25 protein-coding genes and 4 pseudogenes are annotated in these 23,440 nt (G+C 63.4%); 17 read left to right on the forward strand and 12 right to left on the reverse strand.

Annotated features, from left to right (window positions below; genetic code table 11):
* Nucleotides 1–41: 41 nt before the first annotated feature.
* The 7 genes and pseudogenes from H9L15_RS16680 to H9L15_RS01550 all read left to right on the forward strand — a co-directional run bounded on the left by H9L15_RS16680 (nt 42) and on the right by H9L15_RS01550 (nt 4,363).
* Nucleotides 42–269: a hypothetical protein gene (locus H9L15_RS16680; RefSeq protein WP_223276413.1), complete on the forward strand. Its 228-nt coding sequence runs from the start codon at nt 42–44 to the stop codon at nt 267–269.
* A 35-nt stretch (nt 270–304) separates the two neighbouring features.
* Nucleotides 305–592, forward strand: a complete 288-nt coding sequence (locus H9L15_RS16685; protein WP_223276414.1) for a protease-associated domain-containing protein — start codon at nt 305–307, stop codon at nt 590–592.
* Nucleotides 589–1,737, forward strand: coding sequence for a M28 family metallopeptidase (locus tag H9L15_RS01530; RefSeq protein ID WP_223276415.1), 1,149 nt, complete (start codon nt 589–591; stop codon nt 1,735–1,737). The genes H9L15_RS16685 and H9L15_RS01530 overlap by 4 nt, the downstream gene beginning before the upstream one ends.
* Before the next feature lie 56 nt (nt 1,738–1,793).
* Nucleotides 1,794–2,245 (forward strand): annotated as a pseudogene (locus tag H9L15_RS01535) (CinA family protein).
* A 32-nt stretch (nt 2,246–2,277) separates the two neighbouring features.
* Nucleotides 2,278–2,916: a glutathione S-transferase family protein gene (locus H9L15_RS01540; protein WP_187714931.1), complete on the forward strand. Its 639-nt coding sequence runs from the start codon at nt 2,278–2,280 to the stop codon at nt 2,914–2,916.
* 2 nt (nt 2,917–2,918) lie between these two features.
* Nucleotides 2,919–3,779 (forward strand): dienelactone hydrolase family protein, encoded by an 861-nt coding sequence (locus H9L15_RS01545; protein ID WP_187714932.1) that lies wholly within the window; start codon nt 2,919–2,921, stop codon nt 3,777–3,779.
* Nucleotides 3,780–3,796: 17 nt separating this feature from the next.
* Nucleotides 3,797–4,363, forward strand: a complete 567-nt coding sequence (locus H9L15_RS01550) for a GNAT family N-acetyltransferase (RefSeq protein WP_317617557.1) — start codon at nt 3,797–3,799, stop codon at nt 4,361–4,363.
* On the opposite strand, the pseudogene H9L15_RS01555 reads toward H9L15_RS01550, so the two are convergent.
* Nucleotides 4,360–5,105: pseudogene (locus H9L15_RS01555) on the reverse strand (Bax inhibitor-1/YccA family protein). The gene H9L15_RS01550 and the pseudogene H9L15_RS01555 overlap by 4 nt on opposite strands.
* A gap of 123 nt (nt 5,106–5,228) precedes the next feature.
* On the opposite strand from H9L15_RS01555, the gene thpR reads away from it, so the two are divergent.
* Nucleotides 5,229–5,762 carry an RNA 2',3'-cyclic phosphodiesterase gene (gene thpR, locus H9L15_RS01560; RefSeq protein WP_187714933.1) on the forward strand — a complete coding sequence of 178 codons (534 nt, stop codon included), beginning with the start codon at nt 5,229–5,231 and terminating at the stop codon, nt 5,760–5,762.
* 22 nt (nt 5,763–5,784) lie between these two features.
* Here the strand turns inward: thpR and H9L15_RS16690 are convergent, their stop codons facing one another.
* Nucleotides 5,785–6,033 carry a hypothetical protein gene (locus H9L15_RS16690; RefSeq protein ID WP_223276416.1) on the reverse strand — a complete coding sequence of 83 codons (249 nt, stop codon included), beginning with the start codon at nt 6,031–6,033 and terminating at the stop codon, nt 5,785–5,787.
* An 88-nt stretch (nt 6,034–6,121) separates the two neighbouring features.
* Between H9L15_RS16690 and H9L15_RS01565 the strand changes: the two genes are divergently transcribed.
* Entirely contained in the window at nt 6,122–7,234 is a 1,113-nt protein-coding gene (locus H9L15_RS01565; protein WP_187714934.1) for a phytanoyl-CoA dioxygenase family protein, read from the forward strand.
* A gap of 49 nt (nt 7,235–7,283) precedes the next feature.
* Here H9L15_RS01565 and H9L15_RS01570 read toward each other — a convergent pair.
* Nucleotides 7,284–9,313 (reverse strand): annotated as a pseudogene (locus tag H9L15_RS01570) (M13 family metallopeptidase).
* Nucleotides 9,314–9,504: 191 nt separating this feature from the next.
* Here H9L15_RS01570 and uvrA point away from each other — a divergent pair.
* The 3 genes from uvrA to H9L15_RS01580 all read left to right on the forward strand — a co-directional run bounded on the left by uvrA (nt 9,505) and on the right by H9L15_RS01580 (nt 13,102).
* On the forward strand, nt 9,505–12,078 hold the full coding sequence (gene uvrA / locus H9L15_RS01575; protein ID WP_455567142.1) for an excinuclease ABC subunit UvrA: 2,574 nt from the start codon (nt 9,505–9,507) through the stop codon (nt 12,076–12,078).
* Nucleotides 11,997–12,497: a hypothetical protein gene (locus H9L15_RS20700; protein WP_455567143.1), complete on the forward strand. Its 501-nt coding sequence runs from the start codon at nt 11,997–11,999 to the stop codon at nt 12,495–12,497. Before uvrA ends, H9L15_RS20700 begins: the two co-directional genes overlap by 82 nt.
* A 278-nt stretch (nt 12,498–12,775) precedes the next feature.
* Nucleotides 12,776–13,102 carry a hypothetical protein gene (locus H9L15_RS01580; protein ID WP_187714935.1) on the forward strand — a complete coding sequence of 109 codons (327 nt, stop codon included), beginning with the start codon at nt 12,776–12,778 and terminating at the stop codon, nt 13,100–13,102.
* Here H9L15_RS01580 and H9L15_RS01585 read toward each other — a convergent pair.
* The gene (locus H9L15_RS01585) at nt 13,078–13,293 is read right to left on the reverse strand and encodes a hypothetical protein (protein WP_187714936.1); all 216 of its coding nucleotides are present in this window, start codon (nt 13,291–13,293) and stop codon (nt 13,078–13,080) included. The two genes, H9L15_RS01580 and H9L15_RS01585, sit on opposite strands and share 25 nt — an antisense overlap.
* Before the next feature lie 161 nt (nt 13,294–13,454).
* On the opposite strand from H9L15_RS01585, the gene H9L15_RS01590 reads away from it, so the two are divergent.
* Nucleotides 13,455–13,880: a hypothetical protein gene (locus H9L15_RS01590; RefSeq protein WP_187714937.1), complete on the forward strand. Its 426-nt coding sequence runs from the start codon at nt 13,455–13,457 to the stop codon at nt 13,878–13,880.
* Here the strand turns inward: H9L15_RS01590 and H9L15_RS16695 are convergent.
* Complete coding sequence (locus tag H9L15_RS16695) at nt 13,877–14,386, reverse strand: GFA family protein (RefSeq protein WP_223276417.1); 510 nt, start codon at nt 14,384–14,386, stop codon at nt 13,877–13,879. The two genes, H9L15_RS01590 and H9L15_RS16695, sit on opposite strands and share 4 nt — an antisense overlap.
* A gap of 36 nt (nt 14,387–14,422) precedes the next feature.
* Between H9L15_RS16695 and H9L15_RS01600 the strand changes: the two genes are divergently transcribed.
* Complete coding sequence (locus tag H9L15_RS01600) at nt 14,423–15,571, forward strand: hypothetical protein (protein WP_187714938.1); 1,149 nt, start codon at nt 14,423–14,425, stop codon at nt 15,569–15,571.
* Between the two features lie 92 nt (nt 15,572–15,663).
* Here the strand turns inward: H9L15_RS01600 and H9L15_RS01605 are convergent, their stop codons facing one another.
* Nucleotides 15,664–15,969 (reverse strand): hypothetical protein, encoded by a 306-nt coding sequence (locus H9L15_RS01605; protein WP_187714939.1) that lies wholly within the window; start codon nt 15,967–15,969, stop codon nt 15,664–15,666.
* 201 nt (nt 15,970–16,170) lie between these two features.
* Here H9L15_RS01605 and H9L15_RS18410 point away from each other — a divergent pair, with 201 nt between their 5' ends.
* Nucleotides 16,171–16,302: a hypothetical protein gene (locus tag H9L15_RS18410; RefSeq protein ID WP_262984876.1), complete on the forward strand. Its 132-nt coding sequence runs from the start codon at nt 16,171–16,173 to the stop codon at nt 16,300–16,302.
* 119 nt (nt 16,303–16,421) lie between these two features.
* Entirely contained in the window at nt 16,422–16,997 is a 576-nt protein-coding gene (locus tag H9L15_RS01610) for a hypothetical protein (RefSeq protein WP_187714940.1), read from the forward strand.
* Nucleotides 16,998–17,050: 53 nt separating this feature from the next.
* Here H9L15_RS01610 and H9L15_RS01615 read toward each other — a convergent pair whose 3' ends face one another.
* The 3 genes from H9L15_RS01615 to H9L15_RS01625 form a co-directional block, all read right to left on the reverse strand.
* Nucleotides 17,051–17,590, reverse strand: coding sequence for a DUF4136 domain-containing protein (locus tag H9L15_RS01615; protein ID WP_223276418.1), 540 nt, complete (start codon nt 17,588–17,590; stop codon nt 17,051–17,053).
* Nucleotides 17,591–17,828: 238 nt separating this feature from the next.
* Entirely contained in the window at nt 17,829–18,119 is a 291-nt protein-coding gene (locus H9L15_RS01620; RefSeq protein ID WP_187714941.1) for a hypothetical protein, read from the reverse strand.
* Between the two features lie 14 nt (nt 18,120–18,133).
* On the reverse strand, nt 18,134–18,658 hold the full coding sequence (locus H9L15_RS01625) for a superoxide dismutase family protein (protein ID WP_187714942.1): 525 nt from the start codon (nt 18,656–18,658) through the stop codon (nt 18,134–18,136).
* Between the two features lie 83 nt (nt 18,659–18,741).
* Between H9L15_RS01625 and H9L15_RS01630 the strand changes: the two genes are divergently transcribed.
* Complete coding sequence (locus H9L15_RS01630; RefSeq protein WP_317617558.1) at nt 18,742–20,202, forward strand: MFS transporter; 1,461 nt, start codon at nt 18,742–18,744, stop codon at nt 20,200–20,202.
* A gap of 127 nt (nt 20,203–20,329) precedes the next feature.
* On the opposite strand, the gene H9L15_RS01635 is transcribed toward H9L15_RS01630, so the two are convergent.
* From H9L15_RS01635 to H9L15_RS01645, 3 genes and pseudogenes are all read right to left on the reverse strand, one after another.
* Nucleotides 20,330–21,988, reverse strand: coding sequence for a phage tail protein (locus tag H9L15_RS01635; protein ID WP_187714943.1), 1,659 nt, complete (start codon nt 21,986–21,988; stop codon nt 20,330–20,332).
* Nucleotides 21,915–22,984: pseudogene (locus H9L15_RS01640) on the reverse strand (phage major capsid protein). The gene H9L15_RS01635 and the pseudogene H9L15_RS01640 overlap by 74 nt, the downstream one beginning before the upstream one ends.
* 99 nt (nt 22,985–23,083) lie before the next feature.
* Nucleotides 23,084–23,425 (reverse strand): hypothetical protein, encoded by a 342-nt coding sequence (locus H9L15_RS01645; RefSeq protein ID WP_187714944.1) that lies wholly within the window; start codon nt 23,423–23,425, stop codon nt 23,084–23,086.
* Nucleotides 23,426–23,440 lie beyond the last annotated feature (15 nt).

The raw sequence follows: 23,440 nt of genomic DNA on the forward strand, positions 1-23,440 counted from the left end.
ATTCGGCCAGCCGCCGCAGCTTGTGACTCTGGGAGAGTAAAGTGAAGACCGTATCCTTGTTCGCCGCGACCGCCCTCGCGATCGTGGCCGTTCCCGTTTCCGCCGCCGACACGGGCAGTTTCAGCCCGCAACGCTTGTCGCAGCACGTGCAGACGCTTGGCTCGGACGCCTTCCAGGGCCGCGCTCCGGCGACCGAGGGCGAGACCCTGACCGTCGATTATCTCAGCAAGCAATTCGCAGGGCCGGCCTGCAGCCCGGCGGCGACCTGACCAATGGCAAAAGGGCATGGACTCAAGCTGTTCCGTTGCTGAAGTCGGAGTTTGCGTCGGCGCCGCACGTCAGTCTCAACCTCGCCGGTACCGCGACAGCGCTCACCCAAGGCGAACAGATCGCGGTCCGCGCACCCACCAACGGCGACAAGGCGCTCGCGATCAACGGCGCTCCCTTGGTCTTCGTCGGCTATGGAGTGAAAGCGCCGGAGCGGAATTGGGACGATTTCAAGGGCCTGGACGCCCGGGGCAAGATCCTCGTCATGCTCGTCAACGATCCCGATTTCGAAGGGGCGAAGGCGACTTCGGCGGCAAGGCGATGACCTATTACGGCCGCTGGACCTACAAGTATGAGGAGGGCGCTCGGCAAGGCGCCCTGGGCGTGCTGGTTATCCACGAGACCGCGCCCGCGAGCTATGGCTGGGCGACGGTCAAGAACTCGAACACGAACGCGATGTTCGACATCGTCCGCAAGAACCCGCGCGGCGAGCATCCGCCGCTGGAAGGCTGGATCCAGCGCGACCTGGCGGCGCAGTTGTTCACGGCGTCCGGCACCAGTTTCGAAGCGATGAAGGAGGCGGCCAAGCGGAAGGACTTCAAACCCGTTCCGCTGAAGGCCGCCCTGGACGTCCACGGCAGCGCCAAGACGGAAGTCATCACCTCCCACAACGTGGTCGGAATCCTGCCCGGAGCCGCGCGTCCGAACGAGACCGTCATCTACACCGCGCACTGGGACCATCTCGGCATTGGCCTGCCGGACGCCAGTGGCGACCGCATCTACAACGGTGCCATCGACAATGGCACGGGCCTGGCGCAGCTGATCGAGCAGGCGCGCGCATTCGCGACAGGCCCTCGCCCGCAGCGTTCGGTGGTCTTCATGGCCGTGACCGCGGAGGAGAAAGGCCTCCTCGGGAGCGAATATTACGCGGCCAATCCGCTCTATCCGGCGGCCCTGACTGCGGGGGTGATCAATACCGACGTTCTCGGCGTGCTCGGCCCGGCGAAGGACTTCACCATTCGCGGCAACCAGAAATTCGGGCTGCTCGACATCCTGGTCGAGGAAGGCGCCAAGCGCGGCCGCCGCTACACACCCGACCCACGCCCCGAGACCGGCGGCTTCTTCCGCTCGGACCACTTCACCCTGGCCAAGGTTGGCATACCGGCTATGAGCTTTGGCCCCGGGCAAGACCTGGTGAACGGCGGCGTCGCTCGGGCAAAGGCCTGGTCGGAAAACTACACTGCGAAGATGTATCATCAGCCCGCCGACGAATATTCGCCGGACTGGGATTTCACAGGCATGGCCGAGGATGCCGAGCTGCTCCACGCCGTCGGGTTGAGGCTGGCGAACGGCAGCGACTGGCCCAACTGGAGCGCGGACAGCGAATTCCGTGCTGCGCGCGACCGGTCGGCTTCCGAACGCTCGTCGGTGCCGGCCGCATCTGAGAAGAAGCCCGGGGAACGCGGTTGAGCGAAACGCTCGAGCCTGCCCTCCCGGACGACCTGGACGAGCAGGCCGAGCGCCTGATGCGGCGGCTATGTGAAAAGGATCTGAAGGTCGCCACGGCGGAAAGTTGCACTGGCGGAATGCTGGCAGCGCTGCTGACCGACATCGAAGGTGCCGGCCACGGCTTTGAACGCGGCTTCGTCACCTACACGAAGGAAGCGAAGTCGGAGCTCCTCGGTACCCCGATGATTTGCTTGACCGCAACAATGCGGTTTCCGCAATCGTTGCCAAGGCGATGGCAGCCGGAGCCCTGGAGCGATCGAGTGCGGACATTGCCATCAGCGTCACGGGCTTCGCCGGGCCTGGCGCCGAAGGAGACGAAGAAGGCCTGGTGCACATGGCCCTTGCCCGACATGGTTGTGACATCCGGCACCGCGAGGAGCATTTCGGCGCCGTCGGGCGCGGCGTCATCAGGGTGAAATCCCTGCAAGCCATGCTGGAGATGCTTGAGCAATCGCTCGAGGCGGAGTAGTTCCTGCTTTGTTCTAATCAGGGAGAGCGAAAATGGCGGACCTCATTTTCTACACCAACCCGCAATCGCGTGGGCAGACAGTACGGTGGATGCTGGAGGAGATCGGCGCTCCCTACGACACGGAAATCCTCGATTACGCCACGACCATGAAGACCGAGCCGTACCTGTCGGTCAATCCGATGGGGAAAGTCCCGGCAATCAAGCACAAAGGCAAGGTCGTGACCGAAGTAGCGGCAATCTGCTGCTACCTGGCCGATGCGTTTCCCGAGGCGAACCTCGCACCGCCGACCGACGACAGGGCGGACTATTATCGCTGGATCTTCTTTGCATCCGGACCGATCGAAGCCGCGTTCAGCAATCGCGCCGCAGGTTGGGAGCCGACGCCAGAGCGCCAACGCATGATCGGTTACGGCAATTTCGATCTAGCGATCGGCACGCTGGAAAAAGCCCTGACCGGGCGAAACTACATTGCCGCAGATCATTTCACTGCGGCCGACCTGTTCGTCGGCTCGATGGTCAACTTCATGCTCGCCTTCAACCTGCTCGATCCGAATCCAGTGTTCGTCGATTATGCTCGGCGGATGACTGACCGCGACCCCTACCGCCGGGCGCAGGAGATCGACTCCAGGCTCGTCGCCGAGGCCCAGGCTCAACAGCCGCAGCCGGCCTGACGATGGACACCCAGCTCAGGAAGCAGGCGATCGCGCTTTACGATCGCTTCACGCACGAGGGCCTAGACCGGCGCGTTTTCATGGCCCGTATGGTGGCCCTCGCCGGTAGCGTTGCGGCAGCGGAGGCCATGATCGGCGCGATTGCCGCTACCCCAGCCGCTGCGGCGATCGTCCCGGCCGACGACAAGCGGCTCGTCGCGCGGACGCAGGACCTGGTCGGCGGATACAAGGCCTATGTCGCAGAGCCGCGATCGCGATCGCTGAAGCCAACGGTCCTAGTCATTCACGAAAACCGGGGGCTTAACGACCATATTCGCGATATCGCCCGGCGCCTCGCAGTGGCGGGCTTCCGTGCAGTCGCCCCGGATTTCCTTTCGCTGTCAGGCGGGACACCCGCCAACGAAGACGCGGCTAGAGAGGCGATCGGCAAGCTCGATCTCGCCAAATCGGTCAACGACGCCGTTGCGATGCTGGACGAGCTCGCCAGGTCGAGCCGCGGAGGGAAGGTCGGATCCGTCGGCTTCTGCTGGGGCGGCGGCTTCGTCAATCGGCTGGCGGTTGCCGCGGGCGACAAGCTGGCCGCCGGCGTATCCTTCTACGGCTCCGCGCCGGACGCGTCGGAGGCATCAAAGGTGCAAGCCCCGCTGCTGATCCATGACGCCGGCCTCGACGACCGGGTCAACCGCACCTCATTTCCGTGGGTCGACGCGCTTCGCGCGGTCGGCAAGCCGGTGAAGTTCTACCTCTACGAAGGCGTCAACCACGCCTTCAACAACGACACGTCGGCAGAGCGCTACGACAAGGCGGCTGCGGATTTGGCATGGAAGCGTACGATCGCCTTTTTCAAGCAGCATCTCGGCTGACTTGGTAAGCGGGGCTCATGGAGTTCCGCACCAAACGACTGACACTCAGGCCGGCGCGCGAAAGCGACCTCGTGGCCATGCACGGGATTCTCAGCGACCCCCGCGCAATGACCTATTGGTCGTCGCTCCCGCACGATCGTATTGAGCAGACGTGGGATTGGCTTGCTTCGATGCTCGCCATCCCGCCTTCCGAGGGCGAAGATTTCGTCGTCGAACTCGGCGGCAAGCTGATCGGCAAGGCCGGGCTGTGGCGCTTCCCGGAGATCGGCTTCATTTTCCATCCGGATTATTGGGGACGCGGTTATGCGCGGGAGGCGCTCGAGTTCGTCCTCGATCGCGCCTTTGGAGTACACCAGCTTCCAGCGGTCACCGCGGACGTCGACCCCGTAACGAGGGCTCGATCAGGCTATTGGCGGGGCTCGGCTTCCAGGAGACCGGACGGGAGGAGCGAACCTTCCAGATCGGCGATCAATGGTGCGACAGCGTCTATTTCGAACTCGATGCGGAGAACTGGGCAAAGCGCAAATAGAAAGGGCCGACGGTTTCCCGCCGGCCCTCCCATTTCGCTCCGGGCGACGCCTTAGCGGCGGTTGCCCATGAACTGCAGCAGGAACATGAACATGTTCACGAAGTCGAGGTAGAGGTTCAGCGCCCCATGATCACGACCTTGCCCATCATGTCGGTGCCAGCGACGTAGGCATACATGCTCTTGATCTTCTGCGTGTCGTAAGCGGTCAGGGCCGCAAACAGCAGGACGCCGATTGCGCTGATCGCCATCTGCATCGCAGGCGACTGCAGCCAAAGGTTCAGCAACATCGCGACCAGCAGGCCGACGACGCCCATGATCAGGAACGTTCCTAGCCCACTGAGGTCGCGCTTGGTCGTGTAGCCGTAGAGGCTAAGGCCAAGGAACGCCGCAGCAACCGCGAAGAACGTCTGAGCGATCGAGGTGCCGGTGTACGTGATGAAGATCGTCGACATCGACAGGCCCATCACCGTCGCAAATGCCCAGAACAGCATCTGCAACGCCCCGGTCGAGAGACGGTTGAGGCCGAAGCTCATGACCATGACGAAACCGAGCGGCGCCAGAGTCACGATCCAGCCGAGGCCGCTGAGGCCGCGTCCGCTCGCACTGATCAGTGCGTCTTGAGCATAGGGTGCAAACAGCAGGGCGACGATGCCGGTCAGCAGCACGCCCGATGCCATGTAATTGTAAACAGACAGCATGTAGGACCGGAGGCCCGCATCGCGGGCGGCGCGCGGAACACCAACCGTTGCGGTGGTATTCACGCCGGTCGTCGTGCGCGGGTCAAACTGGTTCTGCATTCTTTCTCCTATCGGATGGGCTAAGGGCCCATGCTCCCGAAGCGCAATATCGGTAATTGCCGAGAGTGATTCAAGCGAAACCGGACGAGGTGAAATCTCGTTCATTCGTGCGAAAGGAGAGCGATGCACCGGTTGTTCGTCGCCATCCGCCCGCCGGAGGGTGTTCGCGACCTGCTGATAGACGCCATGGACGACAGTCCTGCGCTGCGCTGGGTCGGCGATGAGCAGCTCCACTTGACGCTACGGTTTGTTGGAGAAGTCGAGCGTCCGGTCGCCTCGGACATCGCTTCTGCGCTGGGCCAGATCCATTCGGCGGTGTTCGAGTTGCGAGTGGCCGGCGTTGGGAAGTTCGAACGCCGCAGCGGCGGTGCCTTGTGGGCGGGCGTCGAACCGAAAGCTCCGGTCGCTGCGCTTGCGGCCAAGGTCGAACGCGCCATCCAGCAGGCGGGACTCGAGCCCGAGCATCGCGCTTTTTCGCCTCATATCACGCTCGCCCGCTGGAATCGGCGGGGCTCCGGGGCGATCGAGGCGTTCATGCGGCGCAACTCGGAGTTAAGGTCCGAGACCTTCTGGGTTAACCGCTTCATCCTGTTCGAAAGCAAGCTGTCACGCCACGGGCCGCACTATGAAGAGGTCGCGACCTTCGATCTTCGCTGAACGAACGCCGCGATCCCGATCGTCACGAGCGAAGGCAGAATCCAGTCGAGCCAGGGATAGACCTTGTTCCACACCCGCGGATCGAAGCGCCCCACCATGGCATGTTCGCGCGGAGGCCGGACCCGAAATACTCGATCCAGCGATATTCCGCCTGGGCAATCTCCCGGGAGATGAACCATGCGCAAGCGGCTGCCGCACCCGCCCACCAACTCCCGGAAATAAATCTAACCAATAGCTGAATGAGAATTGCTAGAAGGATATGCTCAGCCATGATCAAGTACTCGAGTTAATAGAGATGCGTATCTGCTCCGGGTCTGGCGCGCGGCCGAAGATTACAAGGCAAGGACGCGATTCTTCGCATGCCGCCTAAACAAACGATTCTGAAGTCCTGGTGGCGCGCGCCGTTCTGGCTGGCCGCTCTGCTGACCGGCGCGAAGAGCTTCGTCGATAACCCGATCCTCGGTTCCAGGCGGCTGAACGCAGCAGGCCTTCATGTTTGGCGCCTCAAAGGTGCACATGCCTTGGCGCGTTCGAGGCGAAGTCGGCTTGCTGGTGACATCCCGCTCGAGCTTCGTGAACAGTTCGACCGCGACGGCTATGTGCTAATTCACGACTTCTTGCCCCAGGATCTCTTCCAGTCCTTCCAGCGCGAACTTCTCGATCCGGCCCTGGAGTGCCGAAGCCAGCAACAGGGCGACACCCTAACGCATCGAATTCCCATCGGCCCCGGCTTCCGCCGCCGTCTACCGGAGCTCGCCAAGCTGCTGGACAGCCGCCGGTGGAAGGGCCTGCTGGCCTATGTCGCGAGTACGCGAAGCGCGCCGCTGTACTACGTCCAGGCCATTGCCGGAGGGGTTGCCGAGGGCCCGCCCGATCCGCAGCTCGAGCTTCACGCCGACACGTTCCAGCCTTCGATGAAGGCCTGGCTCTTCCTGTCCGACGTCCCAGACGATGGCCGGCCGCTGACCTACGTCGCGGGATCGCATCGCCTGTCGGACGCCCGGATCGCGTGGGAGAAACGCAAGAGCGTCGACGTGCTGGAAACCGGTGACCGGCTGTCACAGCGCGGCTCATTTCGCATTGCGTTAGAAGAGCTGGCGGAGCTCGGCCTTCCGCAACCGACACACTTCAGCGTTCCAGCGAACACCCTGGTAGTGGTCGACACCTGCGGTTTCCATGCACGCGCCCAATCGACGCGGCCGACCATGCGTGTGGAGCTCTGGGCATTTTCGCGCCGCTCACCGTTCATGCCTTGGACCGGGTTCGATCCTCTGTCCTGGCACCCGATCGCAATCCGCCGCGGCGAATGGCTGCAATCCATTGTCGACTGGCTCGACCATCGAGGATTGAAAAAGCAGCACTGGCGCCCTGCCGGACGCTGGCCAAGCAACGTCTTCACACTGCCTGGCCGTAAATCGGCAGAGGCCGAAACTCCCGCCGAGGATTTCCCGCGCAAAGAAATGCGCGGCTGACGATGCCCAGCCGCGCACTCCCCTCAGCAGTCGAGGAACGACTTGCCGATTACCAGATCCGGACGCGCTGCTCCGGCGGGATGTAGAACTTCGAGCCCGGCTTGATATCGAACGCGGCGTACCAGGCGTCGAGATTCCGAAGCGGACCGATGATCCGGTAACGGCGCGGACTATGCGGGTCGGACGCGACCTGCGTCTTGATCGCATCGTCCCGTTGCTCACCGCGCCACGCCTGGGCGAAGGACAGGAAGAAGCGCTGGTCCGCGGTCAAACCATCGATCACAGGGGCGGGCTTGCCGTTCAGCGACATTTTGTATGCCGAATAGGCGACCTCCAGCCCGACATGTCACCGATGTTTTCGCCCATCGTCAGGTTGCCGTTGATGAATACGCCCGGCGCGGCTTCATAGGACGCGTACTGCTTGCCGAGCGCGTCGGTTAGCGACTTGAACCGCGTTGCATCCGCCTTTGTCCACCAGTCCCGGATCGCGCCATTCTCGTCGATCTTGCGGCCCTGGTCGTCGAAGCCGTGCATGATTTCATGGCCGATGATCGCGCCGATCGCACCGTAATTGACGGCGTCGTCCGCGCTCAGGTCGAAGAAGGGCGGCTGCAGGATGCCGGCCGGGAAGACGATCTTGTTCTCGAGACCGCCGTTGTAGGCGTTCACGGTCGCCGGGCTCATCGCCCACTTCTTGCGGTCGACAGGCTTACCAAGATCGCTCAGCGCATAATCCCATTCGAAGGCCGCGCTGCGCTTCACGTTGCCGTACAGATCGTCCGGCTTCATCTCCAGCTTCGAGAAGTCGCGGAATTTCTCGGGATAGCCGACCATGACGTCCATCCGGCCGAGCTTGGTCAGGGCCGCCTTCTTGGTCGCCGGCTCCATCCAGCTGTTTTCCTGGATCCGGACCGCCGCCGCCTTTTTAAGGTTGGCGACCAGCTCTTCCATCGCGGCCTTGGATTGCGGGCTGAAGTATTTGTCGACGTAAGTTTGACCAAGCAATTCGCCGAGCCGGCCGTCGACTTCGCCGATGCCGCGACGCCAGCGAGGGCGAAGCTCCTTCGCTCCGCTCAGCGTCTTGGTGAAGGCGAACTTGCTATCGACGAAGCGCTTGGAAAGATAGTTGCCGGCCTGGTCGGTGACCTTGAACCGCTGCCAGGTCTTCAGCGTTTCCAGCGGCGTCGTCTCGTAAAGCGCCGCTACCGCCTTCACCGCCGTATTGTCCCCGACGATATACTTCGGAGCGACGACGCCCGTTTCGGAAAGATAGCGGTTCCAATCCAGTCCGGGCGCGTAAGCGGAGAGCTGCGCGGCGGTCATGGGATTGTTGAGCTTGTCGAGGTCGCGCAGGTCGGCTTGCGGCCAGGATACCTTGGCGATCTCCGTTTCGAACGCGAGCACCTCGTCCGCCGCTGCCGATGCATTCGGCGTGTTGGTCAGCTCCAACGTACGCTGGATGTAAGCGCGGTAAGCGTCTCGCTGCGGCTTGTACTTGTCGAGCAAGTAATAGTCGCGGTCGGGCAAGCCCATCCCGCCCGAGCCGACGAACGCGATGTTGATGGTTGGATTGGCGGGATCGGGAAGGACTCCGACACCGAACAGAGTCGACCCGAAGTCGGCGAAGCTGTCGGCCATGCTCTTGGCGAACTCGTCCTTGGTCTTGATCGCCGCGATGCGGTCGAGGTCAGCCTTCAGCGGCGCAGCGTCGAGCTGCTCCAGCCGCGCCTCGTCCATGTAGCTGGCGTAGAATGCGCCGATCTGGCTGTTCGCCGGAGAGCTTGCGACGATCGCACGCAACTGCTCCTGGTTACGGTCGGCGAGTTCGGATCCGACGCCGTTCTGCGATTTGTCGGCCGGGATCTCGTTCTCGTCCATCCACTTGCCGGCGGCGTAGCGCTGGAAGTCGTCGCCGGGATTCACCGACAGGTCGCGGGTCGACAGGTCGACACCCCATTTGCCGAAGTGGACGGTTGTCGGCGATTCCTGCGCCGAAGCGGGAATGGCGACGAGTGCGCTGCACGCGAGAAGCATTGCGCCAAACCGCGATGCACGGCGCCGGTAAGAGAGAATCATCATTTGCCCCAAATGTTTGATTTGACGGCGCGACTTCGGCCGTCACTGCACCTGCAGATACCCGGCATCGACAAACGCGCCAATGCTATCGATGAGTTGCAGAATCCGCCGCGCGAACCCACATGGACTTAAGCCGCGTTGACCATCAGCGGTGGCTCGTTTAACCAGAACATAAACGGAACGAAAACCGGCTGATGCTGACTCATATTTCCGTCCGCGGGGCGCGCGAACATAATCTGAAGGCGGTCGACGTGGACATCCCGCGCGAGAGCCTGACGGTCATCACCGGCCTCTCCGGCTCGGGCAAATCCTCGCTCGCGTTCGACACCATCTACGCCGAGGGGCAGCGCCGCTACGTCGAGAGCCTCTCGGCTTACGCGCGTCAGTTTCTGGAGATGATGCAAAAGCCGGACGTCGAGCATATCGACGGCCTGTCGCCCGCCATCTCGATCGAGCAGAAGACTACCTCGCGAAACCCGCGCTCGACGGTCGCGACGGTCACAGAGATCTACGACTACATGCGCCTGCTCTGGGCGCGCGTCGGCATTCCCTACTCGCCCGCGACCGGCCTCCCGATCGAGGCGCAGCAGGTCAGCCAGATGGTCGACCGCGTGATGGGCCTGCCCGACGGCAGCCGCCATTATCTGCTCGCGCCCGTCGTGCGCGGCCGCAAGGGCGAGTATCGCAAGGAGCTCGCGGAATGGCAGAAGGCCGGCTTCACCCGCGTCCGCATCGACGGCGAGTTCCACGACATCGAGGACGCGCCGGCGCTCGACAAGAAGTACAAGCACGACATCGAGATCGTGGTCGACCGCATCGTTGTCCGCGAAGGCATCGAGCCGCGCCTCGCCGACAGCTTCGAGACTGCGCTGAAGCTCGCCGAGGGCCTCGCCTATCTCGACCCCGCCGACCCGCAACCAGACGCCGAAGACGCGCCGACCGCGAAGGGGATGAAGCTCGACTACTCCCCGCCCGGCCGCATCCTCTTCTCGGAGAAGTTCGCCTGCCCGGTCAGCGGCTTCACCATCGCCGAGATCGAGCCGCGCCTGTTCAGCTTCAACGCGCCGCAGGGCGCCTGCCCCGCCTGCGACGGCCTCGGCGAGAAGCTGGTGTTCGACGAGGACCTCGTCGTCCCCAACCACGCGCTGTCGATCAAGAAGGGCGCCGTCGTCCCCTGGGCCAAGTCCAACCCGCCCTCGCCCTATTACATGCAGGTGCTGAGCTCGCTCGCCCGCGCCTACGATTTCGACCTCGAAACGCCATGGGCCGACCTGCCGGAGGAGGCGCGGGACGTCATCCTGTTCGGCACCAAGGGCCGCGCCGTCACCCTCCGCTTCGTCGACGGCCGCAAGTCCTACGAGGTGAAGAAGCCGTTCGAAGGCGTGATCGGCAACCTCAACCGCCGCATGCTGCAGACCGAGTCCGCCTGGATGCGAGAGGAGCTCAGCCGCTACCAGGCCAGCCGCCCGTGCGAAGTCTGCCACGGCGCCCGCCTCAAGCCCGAAGCGCTCAGCGTGAAGATCGCCGGCGAGGATATCTCCCTCTCCACACGCCGATCGGTCGCGGACGCCTACGCCTGGTTCGGTAGTCTCGAAGACAAGCTCAACCCGGTTCAACGGGAAATCGCGCACGTCATTCTCAAGGAAATCAACGAGCGCCTCGGCTTCCTCCACAACGTCGGCCTCGACTATCTCCACCTCGACCGCACGTCGGGCACGCTAAGCGGCGGCGAGAGCCAGCGCATCCGCCTCGCCTCGCAGATCGGCTCCGGCCTCTCCGGCGTCCTCTACGTCCTCGACGAACCGTCGATCGGCCTCCACCAGAAGGACAACGACCGCCTCCTCGAAACGCTGAAGCGCCTGAAGTCGCTCGGCAACACCGTGCTCGTCGTCGAGCATGACGAGGATGCGATCCGCACCGCCGACCATGTGATCGACATGGGCCCCGGCGCCGGCGTTCACGGCGGCGAGGTCGTCTGCCAGGGCACGCTCGACGAGTTGCTCGCGTGCGAAACCAGCGTCACCGCCGACTATCTCACCGGCCGCCGCGAAATCCCGCTGCCGAAAAGGCGCCTGAAGGGCAGCGGCAAGTTCGTCACCGTGAAGTGCGCCAAGGCCAATAATCTCCAGAACGTGACCGCGAAGTTCCCGCTCGGCACCTTCACCTGCGTCACCGGAGTCAGCGGCTCGGGCAAATCCTCGCTGACCATCGATACGCTCTACGCCGGCGCCGCCCGAGCGCTGAACGGCGCCCGCATCGTCTGCGGCCCGTGCGACGGCATCGACGGCCTCGCCAACCTCGACAAGGTCATCGATATCGACCAGTCGCCGATCGGCCGCACTCCGCGGTCTAACCCGGCGACCTACACCGGCGCCTTCACCCAGATCCGCGACTGGTTCGCCGGCCTGCCGGAGGCGCAAGCGCGCGGCTACAAGCCCGGCCGCTTCAGCTTCAACGTGAAGGGCGGCCGCTGCGAGAAATGCACCGGCGACGGCCTGTTGAAGATCGAGATGCACTTCCTGCCCGACGTCTACGTCACCTGCGACGTCTGCCACGGCGCGCGCTACAACCGCGAGACGCTGGAGGTGAAGTTCAAGGGCAAGTCGATCGCCGACGTGCTCGACATGACGGTCGAGGACGCGGCCGAGTTCTTCAAGGCCGTCCCGGCATCCGCGACAAGATGCGCATGCTGCAGGAGGTCGGCCTCGGCTACATCAAGGTCGGGCAGCAGGCGACGACCCTGTCGGGCGGCGAGGCACAGCGCGTGAAGCTGTCGAAGGAGCTGTCGCGGCGGGCCACCGGCAAGACGCTCTACATCCTCGACGAGCCCACCACCGGCCTCCATTTCGAGGACGTGCGCAAGCTGATGGAGGTGCTCCACCGCCTGGTTGAGACCGGCAACACTGTCGTCGTGATCGAACACAACCTGGACGTCATCAAGACCGCCGACCACGTCATCGACCTCGGCCCCGGTGGAGGCGTCAACGGCGGCCGCATCGTGGTCACCGGCACCCCGGAAGACATCGCCGCCTGCCGGGAAAGCTTTACGGGGCAGTATCTGAAGCCGCTTTTGGAGCGCGCTAGTGTGAAACCCGAAGTGGTGGATAGCGCGCCGAATAATGCGAAGCGAAAGACGGCGAAGGCTTCATCGGATGGAAATCAGTCGGATTTAATAGCCATTAATTGAAGTCTTCTGAGCCGCTGTTGTATCCGACTTCCAGCCGCTTTAGATTCCCTGTCCAATCTCGAAGGCTTGAAACAGAGCATAGTCGACGTTGCTGACAAGGTCGTCGCGAAAGCGGATCAAAAGATAACTGCCGCAGCACAAGCCGACCTCAACAGGCAGACTATCTCCGAGAAATTGCCACCCTTAAACAGACCGCTTCGCGCGCGAAAAAGACCGTTGACGACCTTGCTCACAAGAAGAACGAACTCATCACCGAGAACGGTGAGGCAACGAGGGCGTTGGACGAAGGCAACGCAAGGTTTCGTGACCTTCAGCAACGGACTGATCTGCTCGAAAAACGATCAGCCGAATTAGCAACCGAGGTGCAAAACAGCGAGGCCACACTGAAATCGTTGCGCAACAATATCAATCTTTTTCCAACCGAGATTGTTGAATTTGTTAACCACGGTAGCAAGAACATCAAACAATATTTTTGGTTAGCTGCCGCTCCGATTATGATAATTGGTGTGATGTTTGTTATGCTCGTGAAAGGTGCAGCAGATCTTTCCACTGTTATTACTCATGACCCAAATGTAAATATTCAGGCTCTAATCTCCGCCAAATAGCCGGCGCTCGCCGTAAGCAGCATGTCGGCGCCGCGAAAGCTCGGCACGCCGGACGGCTCATCGTCCTGCGGCAGGAACGTCACCGCTCTCTCCCAATCGGCCGGCAGCACTGCCCACGCCGCCCGCGCGTCGGGATCGCCGCTGAGTTCGGCAAGCAGCAGCCGGCGCGCGATTACCAACTTGTTGAGCAATGCTCCGGATCGCGTCCTAAAATTCTTGCTCGCAAATCCCGGGATCGCTTCCGCCGAAATCGCGCGAGGCCGACCGGCGCTCGTTCATAGGCGGGTCGACGATCAGCAGTAGGAACGGCGTCTCCGCCCCGCATGTTGTTTGCATCGAAAGGAAATTCTCGATGGCTGACGAAAATCGGAAGGAAACGGGCGGGGTCACGACCAAGCGGATCGCGCTCGGGCTCGGCTATTTCAGCATTGCGCTTGGACTGCTGGAGGTTGCCGCGCCTGGGCGGCTGGCGCGCTGGCTCGGGCTGGAGGGCAGCCGTGCCGCGCGCAACACCCTCTTCGCCTTCGGCCTGCGCGAGCTCGCCGCCGGCGGAATGCTCCTGCGCGGCCCTGCCGTGTCGACCAACATGTGGAACCGCGTGATCGGCGACGCGATGGATGCCGGAGCGCTCGGCCTCGCGCTGCGTGGCTCGAACCGCAAGGGCGCCATCGCCGGAGCCCTCGCCTTCGTCGGCGGAGCCATGGCCGCCGACCTCCTCACCGCCCGCGCGCTCGACAGGCGCACCGCTCGCACCTGGCCGATCGGCGCTGACCGCTAGTCGGCGTTATCGAGAAACCGGACTTCCAGTGCGTTGCCGTCGAACAGGACGCGCCCGTCGCGCAGCTCGAACCCGTCGAGCAGCCGCGCGTTGACGCCGACCTTGCCGTAGCTTCCGCCCGTGCTGCGCCAATCGGTGTAGCATCCGCAGGCCGGGCAATGGTGCTGGGAAATCATCCGGTCGCCCCAAATGTAGGCCACCGTCTCGCCGGTGATCCTGACCCTTCCGTCATCCGGATAATACGCCATCAGCGACCCGATCTTGCGGCAAAAGCTGCAATTGCAGCTGCCGACCCATTCGGGTGCCTCCGGAACTTCGATCCGCACCGCCCGCAATGGCAGGAACCCTGTATCGCCATGCCCGCATCCTGCGCGAAAACGCCTCGTTCGGGCAAGCCGCCCGAACCTCTTGCCGCGCATCAGGACTCCATGGCAAATGGCCGCGACTTTCGCGGATAGGAAAAGAGGCGTCAGGTGGAGTGTCCGGAATGTGCTGCCGACGTTCACGTCCTGCGCGAATTCTGCCCGCAGTGCGGATCGCCGATGGATCCTGGCCTCGCCGCCCACAAGCGCGGCGCGCGCGGCCAGCGCACGGTTGAAGAGCTCCGGTCCAATCGCAAGACGATCCTGATCGGCGGCGCCGCGATCGTCCTCGCCTTCGCCGCGGTCGGCCGGTTCGGCCTGTCCGGCCCGTCGATACACATCGACACCGACGCTCCGCGCAAGGCTCCGGCCGTGGTGGAGGCGCAGCAGGTCTACGACGCCTTCCACGAGGACCCCGCCGCCGCCGCGAAACGGTTCGACGGGCGGGAGATGGTGGTCAGCGGCGAATTCCTGCGCATCGTGCCGGACGGTTACAACAGCCTCGACATGCGCCTGAAGACGTCCAACCCGGACGTGCCCGTGGGCGTGGACCTCGCCGGTCTAGCCGTCGAGGACGCCAAGAAGCTGCAGCCCGGCCAGCGCGTAACCGTCAGCTGCCAGGGGATGGGCGGCGGCGGCAGCGATCCGTGGCTACGCGACTGCGCGATCCAATCCCAGGCCAATCTGCCCGGCGGCCCCGCAGGCCCGCCAGAACCGCCCGCTCCCCTCCGCCGGAACCGCCGAAACTGCCTTAGGACGTTTGGGCGAAGGCCGATAAGCAGGCGCGCGGCCTCAGTAGTCCGTCTGCTCCTTGACCATGGCGGTCACGATCTGCCCGGGCATCATCACGGCGGATCGGCCGCTGATCAGGATCGATCCAAGCAAGGCGCCGACCGTGTTTCCCTTACCCTCCTGGCGGTGAGTGCCCATCAACGGAAAGACCCTGCCGTTCGCCTCCACCTTTTCGAAGGTAACGTCGAATTTGCCCGACTTGCCGCCGATCGCGCGGCCGGTCTGCATGCTGATCACACCGGTCGCCATCGATCCGCGCGGGATGACGACGACGCCATTTTCGACGACATCATTGACGACGCGAAACTGAAAGCGCTCGCCTTCCTTGACGTGCTTGCTGCTGATTTCCTGGAGCGGCGTCACGCTGACCTGTGTTCCGGCGGGAAGCGACCGGCGAACGGCCGGGGTGACTTGAGCGGCCGGCGCAGCGGCTGGCTGGTTGGGCGTAAGCGGCGCCCACTGTACGCCGTTGGAAGCTGGCGCGGCTGCCTGCGCGGCAGCGAACACGACAAGCGCGATACACGAATGCAACATTGAACAATCCCCTGATGCGGACCCTTCAAGCAGGCCGCCGGGCAGCACACTGTCGGAACTTGTTCGATTTGCAAAGCACGTTTGGCGGCAGCCGGTTAGGCCAGCCGATGCGGCGTCGGATCTCCACGTTCCCTGATCAACTGCGCCCGGGCCTCCGCGACGCAACGGCCATATGCGGCTTCGATCCGATCGGCCTGCGCCAGAAAGCGAATCCGCAGCTCTTGGAGGATGGCCTCATCGTCCATCTGCGCAACCATCGCGACCAGGTCGGCGGGCTCGGCGCCAAGCTCTCCCGCCATCATTCGGAACGTTCGCGCCCTCTGCCGGAACCCGAATTCTGCCAGGCGGGCGCTTTCGAACTCGCCCTTCTTCGCCATTGCCTTGCCGAGGTCGAAGGTCATGACCGCAAGGTAAAGATGACTTGGAAAAAATCCAGCAAATCCGCCAATCGTCGACCCGCAACCACAACTCGTCGCAAGTGATCGAACCGGAACCGTAACGGCTCGTCTATCCCTCAAATTGTCGCTTCGGCGGCAGCACGAACAAGGGTTGCGAACAGTGGGAAATTACCGGCTTTACTGCCTCGACGGGTGGGAAAGGTCATGTCCGCCGAGTGGATCGAAGCGGAAGATGACGAAGCGGCGATCGCCGCCGCGCGAGAGAAAATCGACGGCCACAGGTATGAGCTGTGGTCGAACTCTCGCCTCGTGATGCGCCTCGACGATCAGCACTGAGGTCAGCGGACGCTCGCCGTTGTTGTTTTATGTTCATGCATCAATCGCGCCGTGCGGGCGTTTTTGATCCGAACTCCCCGGGCGTTTCTCCGGTCGAGATGAGGGAAATTCGCATGACGATGTGCAAGAGCATTCTGGCCGCAGCCGCGGTGATCGGCCTCGCGGCCCCCGCCGCCGCGCAATATCCGTACCAGCCGCAGGTGCCGCAACCGGCGCCGGGCCAGCCGGGCTACGGCTATTATCCGCCGCAGCAGGGCTACCAGCAGGGTTACGGATACAATTCTCAGGACAGCCTCGGCGCGATCATCGGCCAGCTGCTTGGCAACCGCTACAATGTCAGCGACCGCACGGCGATCCAGCAATGCGCCAGCGCGGCGATGACCCAGGCGTCCGCCCAGTACCGGCCTCCCTATGGCAACGCCTACGGTTACAACAACAATCGCGGGTACAGACAGGGTTACAATCCGACGCTGCGGGTGACTGCGATCACGGATGTGCAACGCCAGCGCAACGGCTTGCGCGTCTCGGGCCTGCTCGACAGCCGCAACGGCTACCCGCCCAACGGCCGAGCCTACGGCTACCAGAATCAGGGCTATGCGGCGACCGGCGACCTCAGCTTCCGCTGCAACGTCGACTATCGCGGGACGGTCACCAACGTCCGCATCCGCCCGCCGGAAACTATCGCGGCTAAATGAAAAAGCCCGGCGGGATCGTCTCCCGCCGGGCATCTTTCGTCACCGATCCGGACTTATTGTTGCGGCGGGAACTTCGCGATGATCTCGTCGATGGCGCGATCGATCGCTGCCTGATCCGGCAGGTTGCGCGGATTGATCTGCTGCGTGGCGGTTCCATGCCAGATCGGGTGCTTCGTCCCGGTGTCGAACATGTCGATGGCCAGCGTCCCGTCGGTCACGGTCCTGGCATCAACACGGCTGTAAACCGGCGCCCAGCCCCAGCTGTGACGTCCCCAGCCCCAGCCGCCGTAGAAACCGCCGTAGCCTCCCCAATTGGTCACCTCGACCCGGTCGCGCCGGCCGAGCGTGAACGCCACGGCGAAGTCACCCGGTTCGGCCTTGGTGAAGCCTCGCGCCGCCAGCGAACGGTCGATCGAAGCCTGTACGCGCTCGAACAGCAACGGGTTCATTCCAGCCGGCGGCGTCGTGAAGACCCAGGTGTAGGTGTGCAGCTTGGTGAAGTTCACCGAGGGGTCGAAGTCGCTTCGAATGGTCGGGCCAGTCGCGCACGAAGTCAGTGCGAGTGCGGCGGCGAGAACGGCGAGCTTGCGCATCAGGGGGTCTCCTTCTGCCCCTCGCCTACACCAGCCTTGGCGGCTGCTGGCATCGGGACTTTCCCTGAGATTTCAGCCTTGGAACCGCCGGCGTCTCCCGTCCGAAGCAAGGCTCCGCTCATCGTAAAGCTACAGACGACGGAGATTTGCCCGTTACGGGCGCGGCTGAGGCAAGCGTCGTCCTGCGCGGCGTTTGCTTGGCCCGGTCGGCACGCCCCTCCCGGCCGGGCCAAAACTCTCAGCGGTTTTTGATCGCCCTGGCGCCTTCGCGTGCGGCAAACGCGAGGATGGTGGCGAAGTCGACGACGTTGCTTTGTGCGGCCTCGGCCGTGTCGGCAGCCGCCTGCTTCGCCTTCTTCACCTTCGGCTTTTTGCTAAGACTGTCCGCCGCCGCCAGCAGCGCCGCTGCGACGATGCTCGACACCAGCGGGTTTTCCAGGAAGGCGTAAACCTGCCCACCGCGCTTGCGCAGCTTCTTGGGGATCTTCACCCCGCCGATCCGCTTCGGCAACTTCCGTGTCTTGGCCATTATGCCCGATGATATCACAAAATCGCACAAGCAATGCGATCCCCGCTGTTGCCGCTCGGATCGGTCTTCTCGTCATCAGGCCTGGCGTGAATGACCAGCGCGGCGCCATCGGCGTCGTGGAGCACCGGCCCGTCGCCGTCGCTTCCATCAGCAACACGTGCACCGGGCACCAAAAGCCCCACGACCAACCGTCCTTCAGGGCCGACACCCAGATTGCCGAGATCGCCCGAGTGGAAGCCAGCGGGGTTCTGGTGCCCATGTTGGCGGGTGGTCGGATTCCAATGCGAACCCGCACTCTTGAAATCCGGCGCATCGCAGCGCCCGACGGAATGCACGTGCACGCCGTGCATCCCTGGCGGCAGGCCACGAGCATCGATCCGGATCGTCAGGCCCGTCGGCTCGCTGAACAAGCGCACGGTACCCAACACCGCTCCACTGCTCGAAACGAGGTTCGACGTCACGACTGGAACATCGGGCGCCGCCATGGGCACGCAGCCTGCCGTCGAGATTGCAATCGCCAGGATACTCTTGCGCAACATTACCGTCTCCCCTCGACACTAAGCCCAATTTGCGTTTCTGTTCCGCAGCGGCAAGCTTGTCGAGATTGAAGGAGAGGCGAGCGATGACCGATGAGCCAACCGCCGCCGACCGCCCGCGCGTTTCCGGCTACGCCTGGTACGCGCTGATCCTCTTCGTCATCGTTTACATCTTCAACTTCATCGACCGGCAGATTCTTTCCATCCTTGCGGAGAGCATCAAGGCGGACCTCAAGCTCGACGACGCGCAAATCGGCTTTCTCTACGGTACCGCCTTCGCCGTCTTCTATGCGCTCTTCGGAATCCCGCTCGGACGCCTGGCAGACAGCTGGTATCGCGGGCGGCTGATGGCCATCGGCCTCGCATTGTGGTCGTCGATGACTGCTCTCTCAGGCTTCGCCCAGAACTTCGGCACGCTTGCCGTCGCGCGCGTCGGCGTGGGCATTGGTGAGGCCAGCGCATCCCCGGCCGCCTTCTCGATGATCGCGGACTATTTCCCGAAGGAACGCCGCGCGACGGCGCTCTCGATTTATTCCAGCGGTTTGTACATCGGCGGCGGTCTCGCCTTGCCCCTCGGCGGCTTCGTTCTGGCGTCTTGGGGCCGGGCCTACCCGAATGCCGCGGCGGCGCCGCTGGGTCTCGAGCCCTGGCAGGCGGCATTTGTCGCAGTCGGCCTTCCCGGCATTCTCCTCGCGGCGTGGATCTGGAGCCTCAAGGAACCGCTTCGCGGCGCCATCGACGGCCATCCGAGCGAGATCGTCCGCCCAAATGCTTGGCGAGAGTTCGGGCGCGAACTCGCCGCGATCATCCCGCCTCTGACACTGCTCAGCGTGGCCCGGATTCCCGGTGCGATTGTCCCCAACCTTTTCATCCTTGCCGGCTGCATCGCGGGAGCATTCCTGCTCGGAAGCGTCACCGGCGATTGGCCGCAATGGTTTGCCTGGTGGACTGGAATATACGCAGTCTCCAGCTGGACCCAGTCGCTCAAGCATCGCGATCCCGGAACCCACCGTCTCATCTGGGGCACTCCCCAGTTCGTGACGCTGGCAATCGGCTTCGGAAGCATCAGCTTCATGACCTATGCCGTAGCCTTCTGGATTCCGCCCTACGTGCTGCGAACCTTCTACACCGGCCCAACAGACGCGGCGCTGCTGCTCCAGGGACGAACCGCCGCGGAAGAAGTCTCGACCCTGTTCGGCTGGAGCGCCGCTTTCGCGTCGGCCACCGGTGTCATCCTTGGGGCATCGTCAGCGACAAATTGCGGCGTCGCCACCCCGCCGGTCGCGTCTACGTTGCGATGGCGTCTGTCGTCCTTCCCGCTCCGGCGGTCTATTTCCTCTTCACGACCGACAACCTCACCAACTTCTACCTGGTCGCGCCTTACGTCGGGCTATGCAGCGCGCTGTGGGTTGGCGCCGCCGTCGCCACGCTTCAGGACCTCGTATTGCCGCGCATGCGCGGCACCGCCGGCGCAACTTACGTTCTCGGAACCTCGCTCGTCGGACTGGCACTCGGCCCCTATTTTTCCGGGAAAGTTGCCGCGCTGACCGGAAGCCTAGCGACGGGAATCTTCGCACTGTACATCGTCCCGCCTTTCACGCTCATGGCCTTGTGGCTGGCATCGAGGAAGCTCGCGGAACTCGAAGCCACACGCGAGGAACGCGCGACCAGCGCCTAGATCGAGGTCGTCACTGTCACCGGCCGCGATTCCGCATAATCGCCCAATTGCACGACGGAGACAGTCACCGCCCCACTCATGCCTGCAAGCACCGAACCGGGTATCGAATAGTTCGGCGCATCCGTTGCGAACGTCAGGGTTCCGGCAGCCCCTTGCAACGTAACCCGATATCGTTCCGAGCTCTCGCCAAGCGGCACCTTCGACCCGGCAGGCCAGGACCAGCTCAGTCTGCTGCGCCGCACCCACGATAGGACTATGGTGCCATCGCTCGATGCCGCCGCCTGCAGATCGATCGGCGGGGGCGGCCGCATCGCTTTGCCGGTCACCGCCTGCTGAATCGCAACGGCGTTGCCGTCGGCCACTCCCATTGGCCTGACCGATGCCACCGAACCGATTGCTGATGGCGGCAATGCAACTTGCTGCAGGGTACCGGCCTTGATCATTACCAACTTCTCGCCGGCAGCATGAGACGCTGTTGCCCACTCGCTTCCGCAACGTCCGCGCAATAGCCGCTCGAGCCTGAAACGGCGCAACCCGACAGGCACGGCCCGTCCAAATTGAATCAGTTCGCTGCCAAGCGCCGCCAGATTTGCACCATTCGCGAGTGCGCTGTCATCTCGGTTCTCTAGCCACTGGTCGTCGCCCGACAGCTCGATCTCAACCGTGCCCAGGTCATCGAAGCCATCAGTCGGACCGTCGGGAAGCGCGCTCAGCGCAGTTCCAATAATTGCTTCCGCCGACGCAGAAACAACTGTCAGCAACTCGCCACCGACCGTGACTTCCAGCGGCACCTGCCGCCATTGCGCAACCGGCTGGCAAGCGGCGACGAAAAGCGCCGGCGCGTCATGACGTCCGATCCCCAGATCGGGCAGATCGAGTACCGCGACCACCGTCGGCGCGGCAACCAAGTCAAGGGACGGCAGATGCGTCCCCGAGTCCGCGACCACCGCGGCCGTCCTGTCGACGGTCCGGCGCAGATCGACGCGCACGGCCATCTGCTCGATCACAGCCATTTCCACGCGCCAGACCACGCCATCGGCGGTCGCGACTTCCGACCCCGGCTCGATTGCCATCTCGTCCGGCGGCAAGCGGAGAACCAAGCGCTCGCGCTCCGCCCATTTTCGCGCGAGACTGTTCTCCGCAATTGCCTTGGCCTGATCCGCCGGCATGACGACCGGCAGCTCAACAAGCTCTTCGACACCGGCAACAGCGTCGGCGTTCGCCTGCATCAGAGCAGCCAGATAATCGCGCGACGGATCGTAGAACGTCAGCGACAGGCGCTTGGGCAGGGAACCGGCAGCAGCCTGCGATCGCTCGCTTCGTAAATGGTCGTCTTCCACACCACAACCCAGCTCATCTACGCCGGGCACGTAGGTCGTCACGAACGGATCTCGCAGCAGCGTCCCGTCATCAAAGAGCGGAACCGCAAATTGCTCGACCAACGGCATCACCGCGACCCGCCGGTTGGACCCATATGCAGCATAGCCGGCAATTGTCTCGGATGCGCTTGAGGCGATGCATCCCTCACCGACCTCGTTAAGGATTTCGCCGAGCGTCGGATCGACGGCATCGCCAAGCAGCTCAAAGGTCAGGAGTCGCGTAGAAGTGGACGTACGGCTTGTTCGTGAACGGATCGCGCAGGATCTGCGTCGCATTCCGCTCGGCGATCACATAGCCCGCCTTGAAGTTGCCGAACGCGATCGACAGCGATCCCGCGGCAATGTCCGGCATGTCCTCGGCCTCCACCACCGAATAGCCGAGCAACGTCGCCGGCTGTCCCGCGGCCAGGCTCGGTTGGAAGAGGAACGCGCCGTCCGCCGTCTTGAACTTGCGGATCGCCGCAAGTGTCGAGCTGTTCATCACGAACACGGCCCCTGCCGGTACGGAGCGCGCAGCGCCTGCACCAGGTCGACGAGCTTGTCCGCCGGATTGGTCGCTGCGAACGCACCCGCAGCGCCCGTCCCGATCGTCTGCAGCGTACCTATCGGACGAACGCCGTCGGCAGTCGTCGCATTCGGCGAGCTCAGGAAGCCGAGCGGCTGGTTCGTGCCGTTGCCCTTCACGAATGCCATGCCCTCGGCGCGAGCGAACTCGGTCGCGATCTCGTTCGCCAGCCAGCTTTCGACATCGAAAGCCGCATCGTCGAGCATCTGCTGCGACGCCGCCGGATTGGCATAAAGCTCACCCGACGGAGGCACGACTTCCGTAAACGTCGGCGTGCCCGTCATTGGTCGAGCCGCCTCGAACCCGACCCAGCCCGACGGCGTCCCGCCCGTGGTCACCAGCTTGCGATAGCCGGCGCTTCCGACCTTCACGACATTGGCAATCGCGCGGATCGGCGAGATCGCCGTCAGCGTGCGATCGATCACCGCGTCAATCTCTTCCGGAACCGCATACCCACCGATCGCGTCCGAGCTCGACCCAAGCGCCTTCATCTCCAGGCCGCTCTCGTTGCCCTTGCGCAAATAGCCGTCGACGAAGCTCGCCGAGGCCACCGACTTCACGCCATCGAGCGCCGGCCGCTGAGCCGCAATCACGCCCGCAGCAATCTTCGACTTGAGCTGTTCCAGCTCGTCCTTCAGCGCCGCCACGCCATAATCCTCAAACGCCTCGAACGACTGCTCGAGCGCATCCGCCTTCACTTCCAGCATTCACTTCTTCTCCCGTGCAAAACCCAAACAAAAAGGGCCGCGGAAACCGCGACCCTCGTCACTTTCTCAATCGTCATTCCCGCGAAAGCGGGAACCCATTTATTCTTCCGCTTCAGCCAGTCGAACTTGCTCGTCCCAGCGATCTCCAAACAGACCGTGACAATCCTCGAAGAATGCCATCATCTGGAGGGCGTCCTCCTTTGTCTTGGCCTTCAGGTCATCCAACATCACGGTGGCGCCGGTGTGAATTATGCGATCGGTCACCTTGATGGGGCCCATCGCGAACGCAGCTTTATGGCGAACAAGGTCCGCGCCTTGCAGATCGAATGCTATGACATCCCCAATGGCCGGCGCGGCAGGCATTTGGATCTCGCCCGATACCATCCCCACGGCCTCATGCTCCGTGAAGAGAGAAATATCGATATGAACACTCGTTGGCATGCGGCGCACCTAGCG

This window comes from Sphingomonas daechungensis (genome assembly GCF_014489495.1).
In the GTDB taxonomy this organism is placed as follows: Bacteria; Pseudomonadota; Alphaproteobacteria; order Sphingomonadales; family Sphingomonadaceae; genus Sphingomicrobium; species Sphingomicrobium daechungense.

Bases quoted from the DNA above. Each gene is read 5' to 3' on its own strand.
- H9L15_RS01630 (WP_317617558.1), top strand. From the start codon at position 18,742: ATGACCGATGAGCCAACCGCCGCCGACCGCCCGCGCGTTTCCGGCTAC.
- uvrA (WP_455567142.1), top strand. From the start codon at position 9,505: ATGCTGACTCATATTTCCGTCCGCGGGGCGCGCGAACATAATCTGAAG.
- H9L15_RS01540 (WP_187714931.1), top strand. From the start codon at position 2,278: ATGGCGGACCTCATTTTCTACACCAACCCGCAATCGCGTGGGCAGACA.
- H9L15_RS18410 (WP_262984876.1), top strand. From the start codon at position 16,171: ATGTCCGCCGAGTGGATCGAAGCGGAAGATGACGAAGCGGCGATCGCC.
- thpR (WP_187714933.1), top strand. From the start codon at position 5,229: ATGCACCGGTTGTTCGTCGCCATCCGCCCGCCGGAGGGTGTTCGCGAC.
- H9L15_RS20700 (WP_455567143.1), top strand. From the start codon at position 11,997: ATGCTGCAGGAGGTCGGCCTCGGCTACATCAAGGTCGGGCAGCAGGCG.
- H9L15_RS01620 (WP_187714941.1), bottom strand. From the start codon at position 18,119: ATGGCCAAGACACGGAAGTTGCCGAAGCGGATCGGCGGGGTGAAGATC.
- H9L15_RS01625 (WP_187714942.1), bottom strand. From the start codon at position 18,658: ATGTTGCGCAAGAGTATCCTGGCGATTGCAATCTCGACGGCAGGCTGC.
- H9L15_RS01645 (WP_187714944.1), bottom strand. From the start codon at position 23,425: ATGCCAACGAGTGTTCATATCGATATTTCTCTCTTCACGGAGCATGAG.
- H9L15_RS01605 (WP_187714939.1), bottom strand. From the start codon at position 15,969: ATGACCTTCGACCTCGGCAAGGCAATGGCGAAGAAGGGCGAGTTCGAA.
- H9L15_RS01615 (WP_223276418.1), bottom strand. From the start codon at position 17,590: ATGCGCAAGCTCGCCGTTCTCGCCGCCGCACTCGCACTGACTTCGTGC.
- H9L15_RS01545 (WP_187714932.1), top strand. From the start codon at position 2,919: ATGGACACCCAGCTCAGGAAGCAGGCGATCGCGCTTTACGATCGCTTC.
- H9L15_RS01590 (WP_187714937.1), top strand. From the start codon at position 13,455: ATGGCTGACGAAAATCGGAAGGAAACGGGCGGGGTCACGACCAAGCGG.
- H9L15_RS01550 (WP_317617557.1), top strand. From the start codon at position 3,797: ATGGAGTTCCGCACCAAACGACTGACACTCAGGCCGGCGCGCGAAAGC.
- H9L15_RS01565 (WP_187714934.1), top strand. From the start codon at position 6,122: ATGCCGCCTAAACAAACGATTCTGAAGTCCTGGTGGCGCGCGCCGTTC.
- H9L15_RS01530 (WP_223276415.1), top strand. From the start codon at position 589: ATGACCTATTACGGCCGCTGGACCTACAAGTATGAGGAGGGCGCTCGG.
- H9L15_RS16690 (WP_223276416.1), bottom strand. From the start codon at position 6,033: ATGGCTGAGCATATCCTTCTAGCAATTCTCATTCAGCTATTGGTTAGA.
- H9L15_RS01635 (WP_187714943.1), bottom strand. From the start codon at position 21,988: ATGCGACGCAGATCCTGCGCGATCCGTTCACGAACAAGCCGTACGTCC.
- H9L15_RS01610 (WP_187714940.1), top strand. From the start codon at position 16,422: ATGTGCAAGAGCATTCTGGCCGCAGCCGCGGTGATCGGCCTCGCGGCC.
- H9L15_RS01600 (WP_187714938.1), top strand. From the start codon at position 14,423: ATGGATCCTGGCCTCGCCGCCCACAAGCGCGGCGCGCGCGGCCAGCGC.